This is a genomic window from Streptococcus sanguinis, assembly GCF_900635155.1.
Taxonomy (GTDB): Bacteria; Bacillota; Bacilli; order Lactobacillales; family Streptococcaceae; genus Streptococcus; species Streptococcus sanguinis_G.
Map to the genome: position 1 here is coordinate 1754216 of NZ_LR134002.1, position 18477 is coordinate 1772692.

The 18477-nt window shown below is 44.4% G+C and carries 22 protein-coding genes; 5 read left to right on the forward strand and 17 right to left on the reverse strand.

Annotated elements, in window-relative coordinates; all coding sequences use genetic code 11:
• Positions 1-73: 73 nt before the first annotated feature.
• Positions 74-970 carry a zinc metalloprotease HtpX gene (gene htpX / locus ELZ47_RS08720; RefSeq protein WP_126435824.1) on the reverse strand — a complete coding sequence of 299 codons (897 nt, stop codon included), beginning with the start codon at positions 968-970 and terminating at the stop codon, positions 74-76.
• Between the two features lies 1 nt (position 971).
• Entirely contained in the window at positions 972-1541 is a 570-nt protein-coding gene (locus ELZ47_RS08725; RefSeq protein ID WP_125405523.1) for a LemA family protein, read from the reverse strand.
• Between the two features lie 153 nt (positions 1542-1694).
• Between ELZ47_RS08725 and ELZ47_RS08730 the strand changes: the two genes are divergently transcribed.
• The 5 genes from ELZ47_RS08730 to rsmG all read left to right on the forward strand — a co-directional run bounded on the left by ELZ47_RS08730 (position 1695) and on the right by rsmG (position 7565).
• Positions 1695-2312, forward strand: a complete 618-nt coding sequence (locus ELZ47_RS08730) for a TetR/AcrR family transcriptional regulator (protein WP_126435825.1) — start codon at positions 1695-1697, stop codon at positions 2310-2312.
• 62 nt (positions 2313-2374) lie between these two features.
• Positions 2375-3658: an MFS transporter gene (locus ELZ47_RS08735; RefSeq protein ID WP_126435826.1), complete on the forward strand. Its 1284-nt coding sequence runs from the start codon at positions 2375-2377 to the stop codon at positions 3656-3658.
• The gene (locus ELZ47_RS08740; protein WP_126435827.1) at positions 3633-5969 is read left to right on the forward strand and encodes an ABC transporter permease; all 2337 of its coding nucleotides are present in this window, start codon (positions 3633-3635) and stop codon (positions 5967-5969) included. Before ELZ47_RS08735 ends, ELZ47_RS08740 begins: the two co-directional genes overlap by 26 nt.
• 57 nt (positions 5970-6026) lie before the next feature.
• On the forward strand, positions 6027-6770 hold the full coding sequence (locus tag ELZ47_RS08745) for an ABC transporter ATP-binding protein (protein WP_126435828.1): 744 nt from the start codon (positions 6027-6029) through the stop codon (positions 6768-6770).
• A gap of 81 nt (positions 6771-6851) precedes the next feature.
• Positions 6852-7565 carry a 16S rRNA (guanine(527)-N(7))-methyltransferase RsmG gene (rsmG, locus tag ELZ47_RS08750; RefSeq protein WP_126435829.1) on the forward strand — a complete coding sequence of 238 codons (714 nt, stop codon included), beginning with the start codon at positions 6852-6854 and terminating at the stop codon, positions 7563-7565.
• Positions 7566-7616: 51 nt separating this feature from the next.
• On the opposite strand, the gene ELZ47_RS08755 is transcribed toward rsmG, so the two are convergent.
• The 15 genes from ELZ47_RS08755 to ELZ47_RS08835 all read right to left on the reverse strand — a co-directional run bounded on the left by ELZ47_RS08755 (position 7617) and on the right by ELZ47_RS08835 (position 18427).
• Entirely contained in the window at positions 7617-8198 is a 582-nt protein-coding gene (locus tag ELZ47_RS08755) for a hypothetical protein (RefSeq protein ID WP_126435830.1), read from the reverse strand.
• 50 nt (positions 8199-8248) lie between these two features.
• Positions 8249-9085 (reverse strand): energy-coupling factor transporter transmembrane component T family protein, encoded by an 837-nt coding sequence (locus ELZ47_RS08760; protein ID WP_126435831.1) that lies wholly within the window; start codon positions 9083-9085, stop codon positions 8249-8251.
• Complete coding sequence (locus ELZ47_RS08765; protein ID WP_126435832.1) at positions 9078-10763, reverse strand: ABC transporter ATP-binding protein; 1686 nt, start codon at positions 10761-10763, stop codon at positions 9078-9080. Before ELZ47_RS08765 ends, ELZ47_RS08760 begins: the two co-directional genes overlap by 8 nt.
• A gap of 9 nt (positions 10764-10772) precedes the next feature.
• Positions 10773-11534 carry a nucleoside phosphorylase gene (locus ELZ47_RS08770; protein WP_126435833.1) on the reverse strand — a complete coding sequence of 254 codons (762 nt, stop codon included), beginning with the start codon at positions 11532-11534 and terminating at the stop codon, positions 10773-10775.
• A gap of 219 nt (positions 11535-11753) precedes the next feature.
• Positions 11754-12014, reverse strand: coding sequence for a SemiSWEET family transporter (locus ELZ47_RS08775; protein WP_002898091.1), 261 nt, complete (start codon positions 12012-12014; stop codon positions 11754-11756).
• 180 nt (positions 12015-12194) lie between these two features.
• The gene (locus ELZ47_RS08780) at positions 12195-13112 is read right to left on the reverse strand and encodes a DUF4299 family protein (RefSeq protein ID WP_126435834.1); all 918 of its coding nucleotides are present in this window, start codon (positions 13110-13112) and stop codon (positions 12195-12197) included.
• A gap of 293 nt (positions 13113-13405) precedes the next feature.
• On the reverse strand, positions 13406-13765 hold the full coding sequence (locus tag ELZ47_RS08790) for a TfoX/Sxy family protein (RefSeq protein ID WP_023915839.1): 360 nt from the start codon (positions 13763-13765) through the stop codon (positions 13406-13408).
• A gap of 9 nt (positions 13766-13774) precedes the next feature.
• A complete protein-coding gene (locus ELZ47_RS08795) occupies positions 13775-14188 on the reverse strand; it encodes a VOC family protein (RefSeq protein WP_049553430.1) in 414 nt (137 codons plus the stop codon).
• A 56-nt stretch (positions 14189-14244) separates the two neighbouring features.
• Entirely contained in the window at positions 14245-15048 is an 804-nt protein-coding gene (locus tag ELZ47_RS08800) for a helix-turn-helix transcriptional regulator (protein WP_126435835.1), read from the reverse strand.
• Positions 15049-15287: 239 nt separating this feature from the next.
• The gene (locus tag ELZ47_RS08810; RefSeq protein ID WP_125401346.1) at positions 15288-15596 is read right to left on the reverse strand and encodes a putative quinol monooxygenase; all 309 of its coding nucleotides are present in this window, start codon (positions 15594-15596) and stop codon (positions 15288-15290) included.
• A gap of 15 nt (positions 15597-15611) precedes the next feature.
• A complete protein-coding gene (locus ELZ47_RS08815) occupies positions 15612-16598 on the reverse strand; it encodes a rhodanese-related sulfurtransferase (RefSeq protein WP_125445277.1) in 987 nt (328 codons plus the stop codon).
• 275 nt (positions 16599-16873) lie between these two features.
• Entirely contained in the window at positions 16874-17551 is a 678-nt protein-coding gene (locus ELZ47_RS08820) for a CPBP family intramembrane glutamic endopeptidase (protein ID WP_126435836.1), read from the reverse strand.
• Positions 17548-18024 (reverse strand): DUF6773 family protein, encoded by a 477-nt coding sequence (locus ELZ47_RS08825; RefSeq protein ID WP_126435837.1) that lies wholly within the window; start codon positions 18022-18024, stop codon positions 17548-17550. Before ELZ47_RS08825 ends, ELZ47_RS08820 begins: the two co-directional genes overlap by 4 nt.
• A 21-nt stretch (positions 18025-18045) precedes the next feature.
• Complete coding sequence (locus ELZ47_RS08830; protein ID WP_126435838.1) at positions 18046-18243, reverse strand: helix-turn-helix transcriptional regulator; 198 nt, start codon at positions 18241-18243, stop codon at positions 18046-18048.
• Positions 18227-18427, reverse strand: a complete 201-nt coding sequence (locus tag ELZ47_RS08835; protein ID WP_126435839.1) for a hypothetical protein — start codon at positions 18425-18427, stop codon at positions 18227-18229. Before ELZ47_RS08835 ends, ELZ47_RS08830 begins: the two co-directional genes overlap by 17 nt.
• Positions 18428-18477 lie beyond the last annotated feature (50 nt).

Genomic DNA, 18477 nt, shown 5'->3' on the forward strand with positions numbered 1-18477 from the left:
ATTTCCTACTTACTATATTATTCGTCTATCATTATAGCATAAACAATAAAAAAACTGAGATTTCTCCCAGCTTTTACATATGTCTCAAGCGCTCCACCCGCTCTGAAATAGGAGGGTGCGTATAGAAAAGTTTCTTCAGTCCGCCTTCTTTTTTGGGATCGCTGATATAGAGAGCTGCACTGGCATCATCAACATGATGCTCCATAGGCTCGCTACGTTCCAGCTTGAGTAGGGCATTGATCATCCCTTGCGGATTGCGGGTCAGCTCTACACTGGAAGCATCAGCCAGAAACTCCCGCTGACGAGAAATGGCCAACTGCACCAAGGTAGCTGCCAAAGGTGCCAGAATGATGGCAATCAGTGATACGATAAGGAGAATAATTCCCAAACCACTATCGTTATCTCGATCATTACTGCTGCGCCGTCCGCCACCAAACCACATCATCCGGCCGGCTAGGCTAGACAACATAGTAATAGCACTGGCCAAAGCTACAGCAATCGTTGAAATTCTGATATCATAATTGCGAATATGACTGACTTCATGGCCAATCACTCCCTCAAGCTCCTCACGATTCATGATTTGCAAGATACCTGTCGTTGCTGCGACAGCTGCATTTTCAGGCTTAGATCCGGTCGCAAAAGCATTGGGAGAGGGATCCTCTACGATATAGACACGTGGCATAGGAATCTGAGCGACCATGGCCATATCCTGAACAATATGATAAAGTTCGGGTGCTTCCTGCTCAGAGACCTCGCGAGCCCCGTTCATAGCCATAACCACTTCTGTAGACTGAAAAATCATCACTCCGGCATAAATCGCTCCTATGATCAAGGCTAGCAAGACACCACCAACAGTAGACCGCAGCCAGAGATAGCCAATAGCTGCTCCAAGGAGAGCCAAGAGTCCGAAAAAAGCGATAAGGAGGAGCCAAGTCCTCCTTTTATTGCTGGCAATTTGATCAAATAGCATCTTAGTCACCTAGTCCAGTGCTGCCAAAGTCAACTTTTGGCACAGCCTTTTCTTCTTCTGGTGTCTTGAGGAAGTCCGCAGCTTTAAAGCCAAACAAACCTGCAACAATATTGCTTGGGAAAGTTTCTAACTTGACATTGTAGTTGCTAGTTACTGAATTATAAAGCTGACGAGAATAAGCGATTTTATTTTCAGTATTGGTCAGTTCTTCCTGCAACTTCAAATAGTTGGTGTTAGCTTTCAGATCTGGATAGCTTTCAGCTACTGCAAAGATTCCAGAAATCTGACGAGAAAGGGCGTCGCTGGCTTGCATGGCTTCGGCTGGTGAAGCAGCTGAAGCTACCTGGTTGCGCAGTTGGGTTACCTTTTCCAAGGTTGCCTGCTCGTACTTGCCATAGCCTTTGACCGTTTCCAAGAGGTTAGGAATCAAGTCATTACGGCGTTTGAGCTGCACATCGATCTGACTCCAAGCTTCCTGAGTCTGCATGCGGCTTTTAACCAAGGTATTGTAAGCACCAACAACGAAGAATGCTAAAACCGCGACAATAATAAGAATAATAATAAAAGTCATGATATACTCCTTCAATTTTGATTAGACTTATTATATCAAAAAATAGAGGAACTGTCTTTATTCTTGACATTGATTTAGAAAAGATGTACGATAAAGGAAAGAATAAACCGACTGTCGGTCTAATAAAATTTTACTAATAAAAAGGATGCAAGCATGGCTAATAAAAAAGACTTTATCTTAGATACCGCACAAAAGCTTTTTATGGAGCAAGGCTTTGACCAGACCTCTATCTCCCAGATTTTAGAAGCAACTCAAATTGCCCGTGGTACTCTCTACTATTACTTTTCTTCTAAGGAAGAGATAATGGATGCCATCATTGAGCGAACTATTGAAAGAGCATTTACGGCTTCTCAAGCCTTTGCCAATAATCGTGAACTAACTGTCCTAGAGCGCTTGTTTGGCAGCATATCTGCACTGAATCTCAATCACCAAGAGGGAGAGGAAGTGCTACTGCATCTCAATCAGCCACAAAATGCGCTCCTGCACGAAAAGACCAATCAAATTCTTCTTGAACGAGCACCCCAGATTTTACTTCCCATCATCCAAGACGGCATCGCCGCTGGAGACATGAAGACCGACTATCCCTACGAAAGCTTGGAAATGATTCTTACTTATTCGCTTCAAGTTTTTGGCAGCAGCTTTCAGGCTCTACCTCCAGAAAAACAGCAGCAAAAACTACAAGCTTTTCTCTATCTTTTAGAAACTATTTTTCACAGCCGGCAAGGCTACTTCAATCCCTTTCTATCTTTGATTCAGACACAAAGCAGCTAGAAAGCTAAGCACTAGATTTACTATTTACACTTACTTGCCATTACAAGCATAAGGAGGCAACTATGAAACAATCAGGTTTTAGACTCTTTTTATTGATTTGGATTGGAAGCCTCATTTCAGAAATCGGCTCTGGTATGACTTCTTTCGCTTTAGGTGTTTATATCTTCCAGCTGACCGGTTTGGTTTCTGTTTCTTCTTTTGTTACCCTTTGTGCTTTCCTACCCGGTCTTTTGGTTACTCCTCTGGCTGGAATTCTGGCAGATCGCTATGACCGAAGATCGCTGATGGCCCTGGGAGATGGCCTGTCAGGCTTAGGAGTTCTCTGGATTTACTTTAGTCTTAAGAATCCTGCTTTGATTTTTATCTGTATCGGAGCTGCTATTAGCTCGCTCTTTTCAGCCTTGGTCAATCCAGCCTTTCGAGCTACAATTTCCGACTTGCTACCGGAGGATCAGTTATCAAAAGCAACTGGTTTGTCCCAGATTAATGGCATTGCTCGCTATCTGATTTCACCAGCCTTGGCTGGAATGATTTTGGCAAGTGGACATATCAGTACGATTCTGTTGCTGGACTTTTCAACCATTTTCGTGACAGTAGCCTGCACCTTGCTGGCTCGTAGGGCCATTCACACACAAGTTTATAGCAGTGATAGTCGTTTCTGGGCTGATTTCCTTAAAGGTTTTCAAATCGTCTATGGAAAAAAAGGCATCTGGATTTTAGTCCTAGCCGGAACAGGCTTTTCCTTCTTTCTGGGAACTGTCCAAATCCTGCTTTCTCCCTTGGTGCTGGCTTTCGCAGACGCCGAAACAGCCGGCTGGGTCATGACCATCTCCAGCAGCGGAATGCTGATAGGAGGCTTGGTTCTGGGGATATTTGCTATCAAAAAACACTTCCACCGTATGCTCTGTCTCTCTCTATTTCTACTGGGACTCTTCATGGTTGGGCTGGGAATGAAGGAAAACTTCATCTGGATTTGCAGCTTTGGCTTTCTCCTCTTTGCTGCCCTACCTTTCGCAAATACAGCCATTGACTATCTGGTCCGCATCAATATTAACAAAGCAGATCAAGGCAAGGTCTGGGGAACCATTGGGATTATTTCTCAGCTGGGCTATGTGCTAGCTTATGCTGGCATGGGTTGGGTCGCGGATACTCTTTTCAAGCCCTCGCTGACTTACTTTGGCTGGCTGGCAAATTCTGTCGGAAAAATCATCGGTGTTGGAGGAGGCAGAGGCTACGGTCTGCTCTTTATCCTATCCGGTATCTCTATCAGCATCGGTGCTTATCTGCTCTCCCGAGCACGTTCAGTAAAGGAGCTGGAATATGTTTCAACGCTTGATAAAAAATGATTTAAAAGAAAACAAAGTCAGCATGCTAGTCATTGGACTTTTCCTGCTTCTGACTCTGACTCTGAGCTTTGCAGCCACTCGCCTGACCGTTAGTCTCACTAGCTCGATTGAGCGCTTTGTGGAAACAGCTAAAAGTCCTCACCTACTACAGATGCACAGCGGAAACGTCAACCGAGAACGCCTGCAAAACTTCGTCCAGCAGCATCCGGAAATTGCCTCCTGGCAGCTGACAGACTTTGTCAACGTGGAAGGGTCAGCCATCCGCATCAATGGGCAAGACTCGCTTCAGGACAGCTCTCAGGATAATGGCTTTTCCAGTCAGAACCAAAACTTTGACTTTCTGCTGGATCAGAATAACCAGCCAGCCCAGCCTCGGCCGGGGCAAGTTTATATCCCCCTTTATTATTACAATAGCGGAAAAATCAAAATTGGCGACAAAATAAGAGTCGGCAAGCTAGAGCTAACTGTCCAGGGCTTTATCCGAGATGCCCAGATGAATGCTGGTCTAGTCTCCTCCAAGCGCTTCCTCATCTCGCAAACTGATTTGCAGACTCTGAAAAAAGAAGCATTTGCATCTAATGAGAACCTGATTGCCTTTCGAGTGCATAAGCTTAGCCAAATCTCAGCTATCGAGCAAGCCTATAAAAATGCCGAGCTTGAGTCCAATGGACCGCCTATGATTACCTATCCGACCATCAAGATGATTAACGGCTTCAATGATGCTCTAGTCATCCTAGTCATGGGGCTGCTGGTTATGGCCATCATTGGCATCACCTTTCTCTGCATGCGCTTTGCCCTCTTGACCAAGATTCAAGAAGAACTGCAGCAGATTGCCGTTATGAAGGTGATGGGGTTACCCCAAAGCTTTATCGGCAGGGTCTATCTGACCAAGTATTATTTCTGCCTAGCTCTAGCAACCATCGCAGGCTGGGGACTGTCCTTTCTCCTGAGTTCTCCTTTTAAAAAGCAGATGGCACTGTCTATGGGGCAAAGTCCGACGCCCTTCTATAGCTATCTTTTGGAAATGCTAGTAGCTCTGTTGCTCTGTCTCTTGGTCTTCTGGCTGACTGCCCGTCCTCTCAGCTCCTTTAAGAAAATGACACCCGGCCAAGCTCTAAGATTAGCTTCTTCCAACAGTCTGACCGAGACGCGTTCTACTCCGAAAATGGGATTACCAACTATCCCCCTCTTAGACAGATCCTATTTCGCCCTAAAAACGATTCTGAATCATAAAAAACTCTATTTGACTATCTTGCTCATTGTCAGTCTGATTAGCCTGCTTATCCTGCTGCCAGCCAGTCTCTACAGTACTGTGATGGACAAAAATTTCATTCAGTATATGGGAGCTGGTCAGTCAGATGTGCTGGTTGATATTTCTCAGACTGATGATATCGATACCAAGGCTGCCCAGCTTCTGAAAGAACTGCAGGCAGACAAGGATATCGCAGAGATTAATCAGTACCAGAGCCAGAATTTCTCCTATCAAGACCAGCAAGGTCAAACACAGCAGTTGCGGGTAACTCTGGGAAACCATGCAGGATTTCCAGTCAAATACAGCCAAGGCCGCTATCCTAAAAACGAGCATGAAATTGCCCTCTCCAAGCTTAAGGCAGAAGAGCTCAAGCTAAAAGTAGGAGACAGCTTGACCTTGACGGTGGATGGTCAAGCACGAAAACTAAAAGTAGTCGGTATATACTCGGACCTGACTTACGGCGGCAAGACCGCCAAGGCTGTCTTTGTGGCAAAGCAAGCTCAAACACTCAATAGTCTGACGACCATCCGTCTTAAAGATACTAGCAACAAAGCTCAAAAAATCAACGAATGGAAAAAACGCTATTCCAACTATAAATTAACCGACGTAGAAGACTTTTTCCATCAAACTTTTGATGACACTCTGGCCATGCTCCGCCTGATTCAGACCAGCGTTTTCTGGACAGGACTCAGCATTGTCTTCATCCTTATGACTCTCTTTGTCTATATGATTTTCACCAAGGACCAAGCTGACTTGGCACTTTATCGGATGCTGGGATTTGGCAGTGAACGACTCAGGAGCCACTACCTGCTCGCCGTCTGCTTCATCTTGATGCTGGCTTTGGCAATAGCCGACCTGCTGCTCCTTAGTCTGGGGCAAGAAGTCTGCAGTCTGCTGCTCAGCAGCTTCGGTATCAGCAAGCTCCAGCTCATCACCAATAAGTCCTTTACTTTTCTATGGACACCGCTGGCTCTGCTTCTTAGTGGACTCACAGCAGCACACATCAGCCTCCGAGCGCTGAACAAGCTGGAAATTGGACGCTATCTCAAGGAACATTGACCTTAAGCAGATAGTTTCCGAGCGCTTAGCATTAATTCTACATCCGAGGAGAAGCCTATGTTATTAGAAGCACATAACCTCAGCAAAAGCTATCAGGAAAATCAGGAGCCCATTCTCCGTGATTTGTCGCTAGAGATTGAAAGCGGCCAATTCATCGCCATCATGGGGCCGTCCGGCTGCGGGAAATCCACTCTTCTCAATCTTCTGTCCACCATTGACAAACCTGACCAAGGCCAGATTCTTTACCAGGGACAGGACTTGCTAGCTATGAAAGACAAGGACTTAGACCGCCTTCGCAGAGAGGCTTTCGGCTTTGTCTTCCAGCAGGCAACCTTCCTGAAAAATCTCAATATCCTAGACAATATCTGCCTACCAAGTATCATTGGTAAGAAAGGCAGTGAGCGAAAGGCAGCCTATGAGCGAGCCAAGGAGTTAATGGCTCTGACTGGCATTAAGGACATTGCTCACCGCTCTATCCATCAGGTATCGGGCGGCCAGCTCCAGCGAGCCGGCATCTGCCGGGCTCTCATGAACCAGCCTCGAATCATTTTTGCTGACGAGCCGACAGGAGCGCTCAACTCTCAGGCTGGCCGTCAAGCTATGGAGCTCATGCAGCACTTCCACCAGCAGGGCGCAAGTATTCTCCTGGTGACGCATGATGCCAGCGTGGCTACCTATGCAGACAAGGTCCTGCTCATTTTAGATGGCAAGATAAAAAAAGAAGTTCTATTTGACCCAGCTGCTAATCAGGATGAGCGACGTCAGCTGCTCTTGGCGGAGCTCAATCAGATTGGCATATAAGAAAAGAGGCCCTTTGGCAGAATGCCGGGGTCTCCTTTTTATGATATAATAGGTTGAATACTGACAGATAAGGATGAAACTATGACACCGCAAGAATTTTACCAGCTATTGAGCCAGCAGGGAATCGAGCTGACCGACCGCCAGAAAGACCAGTTTGAGCGTTATTTTGAACTCTTGGTCGAATGGAATGAAAAAATCAATCTGACAGCTATCACCGAGAAGAATGAAGTCTATCTCAAGCATTTCTATGATTCAATAGCGCCCGTTTTGCAAGGCCTGATTGGTAATCAAGAGCTTAAGCTGCTGGACATCGGAGCCGGTGCTGGCTTTCCCAGCCTTCCTATGAAAATCATCTGCCCCCAGCTGGATGTGACTATCATTGACTCGCTCAACAAACGCATCAACTTCCTCAAACTGCTGGCAGAGGAGCTGGAGCTGGACAAGGTTCATTTCTACCACGGCCGCGCAGAAGACTTTGCTCAGGACAAGGCTTTTCGGGCCCAATTTGACCTCGTCACCGCCCGTGCAGTCGCTCGGATGCAGGTTCTGTCTGAACTGACCATTCCCTATCTAAAAGTTGACGGGAAGCTCTTGGCTCTCAAAGCTTCTAATGCTCCAGAGGAACTGGAAGAAGCAAAAAATGCCCTCAACTTACTCTTTAGCAAGGTTCAAGACAACCTCAGCTATGCCCTGCCAAACGGTGACCCCCGCTTTATCACAGTGGTTGAAAAGAAGAAAGAAACGCCCAACAAATACCCCCGCAAGGCCGGTATGCCAAATAAAAGACCATTATAAAAAGAAAAATCAGTCAAGGATTGTCTGATTTTTCTTCGCTATTAAAGAATATTATTTTTTTGCTTCATTATAGATTCTAATCTGAGAGGCGACTTGATTCACCACATCTAAAAACTGTAATAGTTCAACATAATTTTGATTAGTATATCGTCCCAGATGCAGACGAATATCTTTATTGGCACTCATGGGACTATAATACAAATATAGATGAGGATACTTGACGTACTTGTTCTCTTGAACTTTCTCAATCTTAATAGTCAAATCAGTTAAATCAGAAAGCATAAGAAACTGAAAATAGGTATCATCTCGTATGATTGCATCCTTATAAAGATAAAGAGATAGTTTTTCACGTGAATAGCGAGACTGGCTATAAATCTTGTAAAACTTCTTCTCCAGCTCCGGATAATGAGAATAAAGCTTCTGATAGCTCTGCAAGCTCTTTTGCTTAGTAATCCAAGCAAGCCAGGTAAAGAGTGCACTCATCAGTAGTAGCAAAGCAGCAAAAATCAAGGATGCCCAAAAGCCAAATTCGTCTGCATGTGGCATATAGAAGAGAAAAATTATACCTCCTAAACCATATAAAATAGGAAATAATAAGTCCTTACGGAATCTACTCTTTATTCTTTCTTCCACCTAGTAGTTATCCTCCTAATATATATTAAACGAAGTTCACACACTTTATCCTATCTCCACGGATTGTAAAAGCGACCGTGATTGACTGCGAAGAGGGCAAAGCAGAGCAATAGAAAGGTGACTGCCAGTGTCAGCACCAGCATATCTCGTCTGCTTAGAGCCTGATAGGTATACCAGGTGCGTTTTTTATTTTTTCCGAAACGGCGCAGCTCCATGGCCGTGGCAATGGTATTGATGCGCTCTAGTGAGCTGAAAATCAGCGGAATGATAATCTGCAAATTTCCCTTCACGCGCTGAGACAGTTTGGCTTTCTTGGATAATTCCTGACCACGCGCTTCCTGAGACATCCGAATCAGGAAAAATTCTTCCTGCAAATCTGGAATATAGCGGAGCGTCAGACTGACTGCGTAAGCAATTTTATAGGAAATACCAAGCTGATGAAGGCTGGAAGCAAACTGACTGGGATGGGTTGTCATGAGGAAAATCACTGCCAGAGGTATAGTAGAAACATACTTGAGCAGGAGATTAAAGAGGTAGAACAGCTCCTGAGCTGTTAGATTATAAGCTCCCCATCCGGTCCAGAGGACATCTTTGGCTCCATAGATATCAACACCATACTGAGGCGCAAAAAGATAGACCATCACTAAGTTAAGAGCAGCAAAGGATGCCGCAAAGACTAAAACAAATGAAATGTCTCGGATGCGGATACGGGACAGCCGAAAGAGACAGAGGGACAGCAGGGCTAGCCCCAGCAAAAAGCGAGTATCGTAACTAATCATGGCCGCCACTGATACCAGAACGAAGAACAGCATCTTGCTGGCACCGGACAGACTATGAAGAAACGTCTCGCCTGCATGGTAGCCGATTAATTTTCGCTGATTAAGCATGCTTGCCCTCCTTTTTTTGCATATAAAACTCGGTCAAAGCCAGAGGGTCGGAATCAATCTTCTCAGCCAGAGCAAAGATTGACGTTTCTTTTAGATGAGCCGCTGCAATCAACTCTTGATCTGTCAGCACCTGAGCAGGCGCCTTATCGGCTAACATCTGACCATCCACCACAACCACTGCCCGATCTGAGTAATCCAGCATCAGCTGCATATCGTGCGTAATCATGATAATCGTATGTCCCTGCTGGTTGAGCTCGTCTAGAAAGTCCATCATCTCTGTATAATGGCACTGGTCTTGACCAGCTGTCGGCTCATCCAAGAGGATAATCTCTGGATTCAGCACCAAGATAGACGCAATGGTCACCCGCTTCTTCTGGCCGAAAGACAGGGCTGAAATCGGCCAACTACGAAATTCATAGAGTCCGCAGGTCTTGAGAGCTGCATGGACTCGCTCTTCGATTTCCGCTTCTGCCAGTCCGCGCAAGCGCAAGCCTAGGGCCACTTCATCAAAAATCATGGCTGCCGAAATCATCTGATTGGGATTCTGCAGGACATAGCCAATCCGCTCAGCTCGCTCCTTGATGGAGTCTCCTTTGATGTCCTGACCTTTCCACCTATAGCTCCCATCAGTCTCGATAAACTGACAGAGGGCCTTGGCCAGGGTTGACTTACCAGCTCCATTTTTACCAACGATAGCTATCCGCTCACCCTTGAAAATCTTCAGGCTGATATCCTGCAATATAGGCTTGCCGACGCTCTGGTAAGCAAAGGAAACGTGCTCCAATTCCAGTAAAGGCTCCTGAGGCTCTTTGTCAGAGTCAGACCAGTTTCTTCCCTCAAAGGTCACATCTGCCAGCTGCAACTGATCCAAACGGGACAATCCCTCAGTCTTTTCCACATCAACACCCAGCTGGCGTAGAGTCGTAATGTAGAGCGGCTCGCGAATGCCATTTTCAGCTAGCAGTTGTGTTCTGAGCAGGTCATCTGGCTGTCCATTAAAGAGAATGCGTCCGTCATTGATAAGCACAATTCTGTCTACCGGTCTGTAAAGAACATCTTCCAAGCGGTGCTCGATAATCAGAGTCGTCGTTGCTGTCTCCCGATGAAGCTGGTCAATCAAATCAATGGTATCCTGCCCTGACTTGGGATCCAGATTGGCCAAGGGCTCGTCAAAAAGCAGAATAGGACTCTCGTCAATCAAAACCCCAGCCAAACTGACGCGCTGCTTTTGACCGCCTGATAAATCCTGGGGCCGATGCTGCAAAAGCTCTGATAAATCCAGCTTCTCTGACCAGGTTTGGACTTTTTCTCGCATAAGCGACAGCTCCATCACGTCATTTTCCAGCGCAAAGGCCAAATCTTCTGCTACGCTAAGCCCGATAAACTGGCCATCCGTATCCTGCAAGACCGTGCTGACTAGATTGGACTTATCATAAATACTGGATTCAAAGGCTGACTGCCCCTTAATCAAGAGCTGACCGCTGGCCTCTCCTTTATAAATGTTAGGTATAATTCCATTGAGACACTGGCCCAGCGTTGATTTACCAGAGCCAGACGGACCAACAATCAGAACCTTTTCCTCCTCGTAAATAGTCAGATTGATCTGCTTCAGGGTCGGCTCAGACTGGGCTTGATATTGAAAGCTAAAGTCTTCAAATTGGATAATTGGTTTTTTCATCTTATTTCTCTATAGTGCCAGAGCGATTTGAATCGCTAGATTGGCAATCTTATCTTTTTCGTCTAAGTCTGCATGATTGGCAAGGTTGCGCATATCCCAAGCTTCCTCAGACAAGTGGTCTGCTGCATAAAAGAACTGGCAGACGGTTATCTCTCGAAAAGCTGCTAAAGCTGCTACAGCTGAGCATTCCATATCCACACAGATAGCTCCCTCAGCCTTTCTCTGGCGAAGCTTAGCTGGCGTCTCACGGTAAATGCCGTCTGTCGTCCAGACCTTGCCCTTGCTATGGGAAATACCGCGCTCATCCAGAAAAGCCGTCAAAAAGTCTTTCAAGTCAAGATTGACTTCCTGCTCACGGCTAGCTGGCTGGTAGTGATAGCTAGTCCCCTCATCACGCAGGGCCTCCGTCGGGATAATGATGGACGTTTCCTTAATCTCCTCATCCAAGATGCCGCAAGTACCGAAAAGAACCAGCTTCTTCATGCCAAACGCAATCAAGTCTTCCAGAATGGCTACACAAGCCGAAGCTCCAACAGGTGCATTGAAGAGAGCCAGTTCCCGTCCATCCACGAAAACACGATAGATAGGAATTTCAATATTTGCCATGCTAGTCGTCGTAATCAGCTCATGTTCAAAATCCGCCAACATCCGCGCAAAAGTCTCTCTGGCAAAGCAGGAAACAGCCGTCTCCGGAAAGCCTTCTATGGATTCATTCAAGTCTTCTGGGTTGATGATGGCCTTGCGACTTTGGTCAAATTCTTCAAGTATCATAGGCTTGCTCTCTTATCCCTCTCTTCCTGATGAAACAGCCAGCAGATGTCTACTGACTTCATCTTACCATTGTATCATAAAAAGGCGGTCTGCTGAACGCTGCCTGCATATTTTCTACATAGCAAAAGCCATAGGCAAGCTCTATAGCTACACGTGAAGTGAATGCTTTGTCCAATGTTTTTCCAACAAAAAAGACTGGGAACAACTCCCAATCTCATCTTACATAAGGGCTGTAGCAGCAGTAATCAAGCCAAATACGATGCCCGGCATATTAGCTGCTGCCAAAGGAATGTCTCTTTTCTCTTTAAATAGGCCATAAATGACCCAGAGAGTACAGTTTAGAGCAGCTACTGAAGGCTGGATAAAATCGCCCTTGTTGCCAGCTAGATTATTCATAATCTGTGGGATATAGGAAACATACATCATAACAGACATAAAAGTAGCCACCCAGCCCAAGATTAGCATGTGTTTTTCTTTCATTTCGTTCTCCTTTTTATAAAACTGACCTCTATTCTATAGCTTCTTTTTGAAATTTTCAAGATATTTTCAATAATGTTATCAAAAAGAAAAGAGTCACAAAATTGTGAGAACTGCTGACAGACCTAAAAAAGCCGCCTTTTGGCAGCTCTGTTAAGATTCACAAAGTAGATTTTCCTAACGCTAAAACTTCGGTTCTCCATCGGGAAGCTGATTCAAAATGGCTTCCAGTTCCAGTCGACTAAGTGGCTGAATCCGAATCTGACTGGAATCCAGATAGGTGCGGTGAGTGTCTGGAATCTTCTCCAAAAAAGCTTTTAAATCCTTTGTTGTCAAGTATTTATAGCCCTGCGGACTGCTGGCATCCTCTATCAGGATATGAAGATGCCATTCCATGTCTTGACTAGCACCGCTCTCAATCATCTCTTTAATCAGGTAGCCCTTGGGCATGGGCTGAGTTGGAAGAACTGTGTCCACTCCTTCTGCCAAGACATAAGAGCCCAGGTATTTCCCACCCCGATCCTTATAGTACTTCGGAGTAGAAAATTGACTCTGGACCTGCTGCATCTCAGCCATCTGCCTGCCAAACTCCTCCACAGGATCTTCAGCCTTGAAAAGTTCCAGAAGTTTTTCCTGCGACATGTACAAATCATGAGCATAGCCTTCGAAAACATGCATAGGCGCAGCTGCAACTCTGGCATCGTTCAGGCCGTAGAGAATATCCGCTTCAAAATCAATATTAAAAATCCCGTCAGCGGTATAAGTGGTGCCGTATTCATCGACAATATCCTGCTTCATCTTCTGAGCCAAACGACTCATGAAGAGAATAGCCCCTTTCCAATCGCCCACCGTTGATGGTGTCAAGACACGAACCTGGTAGGTTTCCCGGTCTGGCAGATAATAAACTTCAAACCCGCGGCCTGCCCCTTCCCAGTAGACAGCCAGAAAAGTTCCGACCTGATCCAAGGATTGATAAGCCTTATCTCCCTCGAGACCTACGACCTCAAGACCTTCTACTAAGGAAACCAGGGACAAGGGTGTTTCCACGGCCTTATAGCTAAACAAACCCTTTCGATTCTGAATGTAAAAAGAAATACTCATACCATGCTCCTTTCTAACTACAAAAGCCTTTCAGAAAGCGAGAAAATGCAAAAACAAAACTCAATACTGGTACAAACTAGCTTTTCTCAAAGACTTTTAAGGATAAACTCCATTCTTAAAACGGACTCTGGTATTAGTATAACATTTTTGGAATAAAAAGACGAAAAACCTGTATTCATGAAGAGACTTTCTGACTGAAAGCTTCATCAATACAGATTCTAAGAATATATTTGAACTTCGTAAAAAGGCAATGAATAAACTTCTAAGAAAGCAAAACTCATTCTGAGCACTTCTTACTTTTTATCCTGCTGCGTCAGCTCCTGATTGTAGGACAAGGCTAGCTTGATCCAGTAAGGCAGTTCCTTTTGTCCTTCGCCATCTAAATCAATATAGCCATGATAAAGCCTACCCTTCATCACTGTGACACTGGCACCATTTTTAGGCAGGACCTGCTTTTCCAGTTCCTTACCGATGCGTACCATGACAAGCTCTTGACTTCTCGAACTCACAGTAACGGTCATCTTACCTCGAACCATAAAAGCCAAGCCACCAAACATCTTCTTCTCTTCTAGCTCTTCTTCAAAAACATGAGGAGGAAGATCAGTAGCTAAAATGGCACGGACTTGCTGGGCTAAGGATTCACTATAAGCCATCCTTCTACCTCATTTCATCACATCCCAGCCGATACCAAAACGGTCAATCAAGCGGCCATAAAACTCTGCGAAAGCTTGTTCCTCTAAAGGATAGAGAATTTGCCCACCTTCAGCAAGCTTGGCAAAGAGCTCATCGGCTTCTTCTCTACTGTCTGGGCTCAGAACTAACCATTGATTGGGCTGATGATTGCTAGGAATAGATAGGTCGTTAAAAATGCCTACATCTTCACCATGCAGGGTTAAGTTTTCCGTATCTAAAGCAATCCAGGCAAGCTTATCCCGTTTTTCTGCAGGAAGGTCAGCTGGATCCATCATCTCACTGGCTCGGACAAGTCCCTTAATCTCTGTCTGAAAAAGGTCAGCATAAAAACGAAAAGCTTCTTCGGCCTGACCATTAAAACTTAAAAACACGTCTAATTTCATTATTGTTCCTCCAATTTTTTATAGCTGAGAATAAATCTCTATCATCAGTTTATCAATTAGGATAAAAATTTTCTTATTCTCAATTGCGCTTGTTTGGCTAGGGAACGCATGATTAAAACTGGAAGATTAACTGTAATAGGTGGATCACTGGGCAAGGGCCTGCGCATGCTGATTTCCTCCTGATAGATGCTATCGCCTGAAAAAGTGAGAGGCTCATCGCTGCCCCAGCGAAAGTTATGCTTCAAGACATAGTTTTTAGTTAGGCGTAAATCCTCCAGCAATTCACAGGCCAAAAGATAGTAGTGGCCATCCGGTACATTTTCAAAAGTAAACTGTCTCTCCTGACTCAGTGCTACTCCGATAACCGGCTCTTCTTTGGGTATTCGGGTTTTAAACAGCCCGACACAGCTAAGGCGTGGTTCATACCCCTCAGGATAAGATAGCGCCACAGTCAGCCTATTGCCACTTTTACAGTCGGGATCCTGATGTAACAAAGCTCCCTTCTCATCCAGCTGTTTTACCATAAAATCATAAGCCTTGGTTGATTCTTGGTAGTATTTTTTAGGCGAAAGTCCAGTATGCCGCTTAAAAGTATTGGAAAAACTGCCTAGACTATCATAACCAGCTTCCATAGAGGTCTCGGTCACATTTTGCCGGCTTTCTACAATCTCCTGGATCCCTTTTTCCATCTTAAGAGCTTCCATATATTGCTTGATAGAAAAGCCCATCTTTTTCTTGAAAGTTCTGGATAGATGGGAAGGACTATAATGGAAATGCTGAGCCAAATCTGTCAGACTCAGCTCTTCATCTGCATGCTGACGCAGATAGGCAGCCACTTCTTCCATGATGGCTTTAGACATAGACTTGCTCCTTTCCCATTTATTTAAGCTCATTATATCACATCAAAAAGAAAGGACAAAAAATCAGAACTGTGGAAAGAAAACCAGAAATCAAGTGATAATCCGCGAGATGCCCCAAGAATCGGCGGAAATAGTCTGCTTTCCCAAATCTCTGTCCAACAAGACTTTTACCTGTAGATAAATGATAAAAAAACTTTAGACGTTTGAATCGTCTAAAGTTTTTAGTTTTTCTTAGGAATTTAGAAACTTGCCTTACCATCCAAAATAGTCAGCTTATGCAAATTTTCCATGCCTGCAATAATGGGTCTAGCTTTTGCAATGAGATTTTGAAAAACTTCCAAGGTCAGACTGTCATTGTGAGCTTGCTCGCTCTCCCAAACTTCGTAAATATAGATGCTGTTGGGTTCATCTGCCTTCTCACCTAAGATATAGCAGAAACAAGTGTCAAGATTTTGCATTTCTTTGACAACTTCTTGCATGTAAGCAGTAAGTTCCTGCACCTTTCCTTCTTGGGCCATTAATTTCCCATAAACACAAAATTTTTCCATTAGGATCTCTCCTTATTACTGAGCTACCAATGTTTCCAAGCTTTCTCCAATCGCAGCCAAACGCTCCATCACTTCTGCTTTGCTCAAGCCGTTTTCAGCCACATAGCGATTGCGAGGGTGAACACGGCATTCGTGAGAACAGCCACGGAGGTACTTGTCTTCGTTTTCTTCTGAAGTCAGGATGCGGCGGTTACACTCTGGATTACCACAGTTGACATAGCGCTCGCAAGGAGTCCCGTCAAACCAGTCTTTCCCAATCACGACTGGATTGACATGGTTGATATCAACCGAGATACGCTCATCAAAGACATACATCTTACCATCCCAAAGCTCACCTTGAACTTCTGGATCCTTGCCGTAAGTCGCGATACCGCCATGAAGCTGACCGACATCCTTGTATCCTTCACGGACCATCCAGCCTGAGAATTTCTCACAGCGAACACCACCGGTACAGTAAACAACCACGCGCTTGTCCATGAACTTCTCTTTGTTATCACGAACCCATTGTGGCAACTCACGGAAGTTGCGGATGTCTGGACGGATGGCTCCACGGAAGTGACCCAGATCGTACTCGTAGTCGTTACGGGTATCTAGGACAACAGTATCTTCATCCAAGAGGGCTTCCTTAAATTCCTTAGGCGATAGGTAAGCTCCTGTCGTCTCTAGTGGGTTGATGTCATTGTCAAAATCATTGTCTTCCAAGCCCAAGTGCACAATTTCTTTCTTGTAGCGAACAAACATTTTCTTGAAAGCTTGCTCGTTTTCTTCGTCAATCTTGAACCAAAGGTCTTCCATGCCCGGAAGGCTGTGGACATAATCCATGTATTTTTGAGTGGTTTCATAATCACCAGAAACCGTTCCGTTGATTCCCTCATCTGCTACCAGGATACGGCCTTTCAGACCGATAGATTTACAGAAGGCCAGATGATCAGCTGCAAATTTCTCAGCATTCTCAATCGGAACATATTTGTAGTAAAGTAGGACGCGAATATCTTTTGCCATAAGATTTCAACTCTCTTTTCTCTATAAAATTTTCTGAATTTTTTAATTCATCTATTTATTATAACGCGAGAAGAAAAGCTGGGCAAAATATTTGTTTGAAAAATAGCTGAGCTGGAAAGTTTAAATGAGAATGACAAGTTATCGCTCTTCTTCCAATTGATCCAAATACTTCTCAAAGCGCTTGTTTAGCCAGCCTTCAAGAAAATATTGACAAGTTGCTCTTCCCGCTCGTCCAAGATCTGACGTTTGATAAACTTGATTTTCATTTCAATCTCCTATCTAGGTATTCCCAAAATACCTATCAAAAACATGATAATGGCAGGAAGTCCATTATTCAGCATGTGAACTGCAATACTGACTTCCAAGCGCCGAGTTCGATAAGCCAGCCAGGTCAAAATCACTGAGGAACCAGCATAAAGAACAAAAGACATGATATTGGTTGGACCATGAAAAAGAGTAAAGATCAACCCGCCTATGATATAACCCCAAGCCTCATAGCCTTTAAAGATTTTTAGAGGAATGATTCCGCGGAAAATTATTTCCTCTGCAATAGGTGCTAAAACCCCAAGTGTGATGGGCAACAAAATCATATCCCCTCTTTGGAACTCTTCTATTATAGATGCTTGATTCACCGTTGTTTCCTCACCGTGAAATAGATTCAAAAGAAACGTTCCAAGAAAAGATACGAGAATCATACCTAGAAAACCTAAAATAATTCGCTTCCCGTCTGCTTTTTGAAAAGCTTTGCCAGACTGAGATAAAATACCTGACTTCTTTGCCAATACGATAAAGACCATCGAAGTGATAAAAATTAGGAAAATACCAAGAAGAATGGTCCATAGTCTTGGAAATTCATAAATTCTTACGACGTGCTGAACCAGCATGGGTAATACATACAGCAGCAATGCTAAGCAAACGCACCCAACCCACAGCAATCGTTTCCACCAAGTCATTCTTCAACCTCCAATTCCTGATCTAGCTTTTTCTGACGTTTGCGGTTGAGAGTTAGGCTGACCTTATCCAAGGTCAAGCTTCCCAATATAAAGAGCAGCATTGAAAGAGCCAACTTGAGCAGGTACCAAATGCTTAAGATACTAGCCAAGCTTTCTCGCTGACCAAAGAAATCAATACCTGCAACGATTAGAGCAAAAACAACTCCACCCATAAAACGCTCTGGCCAGTTTTCCTCCATCACCATGTCACGGACATCAATTCCCAAACTCAAGCGACGCATCAAGGCATATAGACCAACTAGAATAATCAGAATAGTCTCTGGCAGATAGGCCAGTAAGGTTAGACGGAGAATATAGGCTTTGAAACATACAGAGGTAGCTAAGAAAAGGAATATTCCTAGTACTAGTTCTCCTGCAACTTTACCGTCCAATTTCTCTATCCGTTCGTCTTTTATAATAGGTTGCTTCTTCATCTTCTTACTCACTTTCTTATTTTAGCCTTCCCAAAACAACTGATCTAGTGTCTTGTTAAGACATTTGCAAATCGCTAAGCATAAACTGAGACTAGGATTGTACTTACCTGCCTCAATCAGGCCAATGGTCTGGCGGGTCACTCCGATAGCATCTGCCAAGTCCCCCTGGGTCATATCATGCTCAGCTCGTGCCATTTTTAGTCTAAGATTTTTTGCCATGTCCATCGTCCTTATCGTCTTTCCTTTGCCCGAATATAACATAGAAAGAACAAGCAAAAGTGATATCAGCAAAACCAAAAATAAGCCACATTTGATTTCTCTGAACTATCCCAAGACTTAGAAATACAACAGCTATTAGAAACCAAGTAAGGGGAATAAGCAGATGAGTTATTTTCTTATTCATGCTATCGCTCCTTTCATAATTATAAGTCTATTATACAATATATTTTAAAT

What these genes read in the sequence shown, in the direction of transcription:
- ELZ47_RS08765 (WP_126435832.1), bottom strand. Translation starts at nt 10,763, where the DNA reads ATGAAAAAACCAATTATCCAATTTGAAGACTTTAGCTTTCAATATCAA.
- rsmG (WP_126435829.1), top strand. Translation starts at nt 6,852, where the DNA reads ATGACACCGCAAGAATTTTACCAGCTATTGAGCCAGCAGGGAATCGAG.
- ELZ47_RS08775 (WP_002898091.1), bottom strand. Translation starts at nt 12,014, where the DNA reads ATGAAAGAAAAACACATGCTAATCTTGGGCTGGGTGGCTACTTTTATG.
- ELZ47_RS08745 (WP_126435828.1), top strand. Translation starts at nt 6,027, where the DNA reads ATGTTATTAGAAGCACATAACCTCAGCAAAAGCTATCAGGAAAATCAG.
- ELZ47_RS08820 (WP_126435836.1), bottom strand. Translation starts at nt 17,551, where the DNA reads ATGACTTGGTGGAAACGATTGCTGTGGGTTGGGTGCGTTTGCTTAGCA.
- ELZ47_RS08795 (WP_049553430.1), bottom strand. Translation starts at nt 14,188, where the DNA reads ATGAAATTAGACGTGTTTTTAAGTTTTAATGGTCAGGCCGAAGAAGCT.
- ELZ47_RS08835 (WP_126435839.1), bottom strand. Translation starts at nt 18,427, where the DNA reads ATGAATAAGAAAATAACTCATCTGCTTATTCCCCTTACTTGGTTTCTA.
- htpX (WP_126435824.1), bottom strand. Translation starts at nt 970, where the DNA reads ATGCTATTTGATCAAATTGCCAGCAATAAAAGGAGGACTTGGCTCCTC.
- ELZ47_RS08790 (WP_023915839.1), bottom strand. Translation starts at nt 13,765, where the DNA reads ATGGCTTATAGTGAATCCTTAGCCCAGCAAGTCCGTGCCATTTTAGCT.
- ELZ47_RS08760 (WP_126435831.1), bottom strand. Translation starts at nt 9,085, where the DNA reads ATGCTTAATCAGCGAAAATTAATCGGCTACCATGCAGGCGAGACGTTT.
- ELZ47_RS08740 (WP_126435827.1), top strand. Translation starts at nt 3,633, where the DNA reads ATGTTTCAACGCTTGATAAAAAATGATTTAAAAGAAAACAAAGTCAGC.
- ELZ47_RS08780 (WP_126435834.1), bottom strand. Translation starts at nt 13,112, where the DNA reads ATGAGTATTTCTTTTTACATTCAGAATCGAAAGGGTTTGTTTAGCTAT.
- ELZ47_RS08735 (WP_126435826.1), top strand. Translation starts at nt 2,375, where the DNA reads ATGAAACAATCAGGTTTTAGACTCTTTTTATTGATTTGGATTGGAAGC.
- ELZ47_RS08810 (WP_125401346.1), bottom strand. Translation starts at nt 15,596, where the DNA reads ATGGAAAAATTTTGTGTTTATGGGAAATTAATGGCCCAAGAAGGAAAG.
- ELZ47_RS08815 (WP_125445277.1), bottom strand. Translation starts at nt 16,598, where the DNA reads ATGGCAAAAGATATTCGCGTCCTACTTTACTACAAATATGTTCCGATT.
- ELZ47_RS08725 (WP_125405523.1), bottom strand. Translation starts at nt 1,541, where the DNA reads ATGACTTTTATTATTATTCTTATTATTGTCGCGGTTTTAGCATTCTTC.
- ELZ47_RS08770 (WP_126435833.1), bottom strand. Translation starts at nt 11,534, where the DNA reads ATGATACTTGAAGAATTTGACCAAAGTCGCAAGGCCATCATCAACCCA.
- ELZ47_RS08830 (WP_126435838.1), bottom strand. Translation starts at nt 18,243, where the DNA reads ATGGCAAAAAATCTTAGACTAAAAATGGCACGAGCTGAGCATGATATG.
- ELZ47_RS08800 (WP_126435835.1), bottom strand. Translation starts at nt 15,048, where the DNA reads ATGTCTAAAGCCATCATGGAAGAAGTGGCTGCCTATCTGCGTCAGCAT.
- ELZ47_RS08730 (WP_126435825.1), top strand. Translation starts at nt 1,695, where the DNA reads ATGGCTAATAAAAAAGACTTTATCTTAGATACCGCACAAAAGCTTTTT.
- ELZ47_RS08825 (WP_126435837.1), bottom strand. Translation starts at nt 18,024, where the DNA reads ATGAAGAAGCAACCTATTATAAAAGACGAACGGATAGAGAAATTGGAC.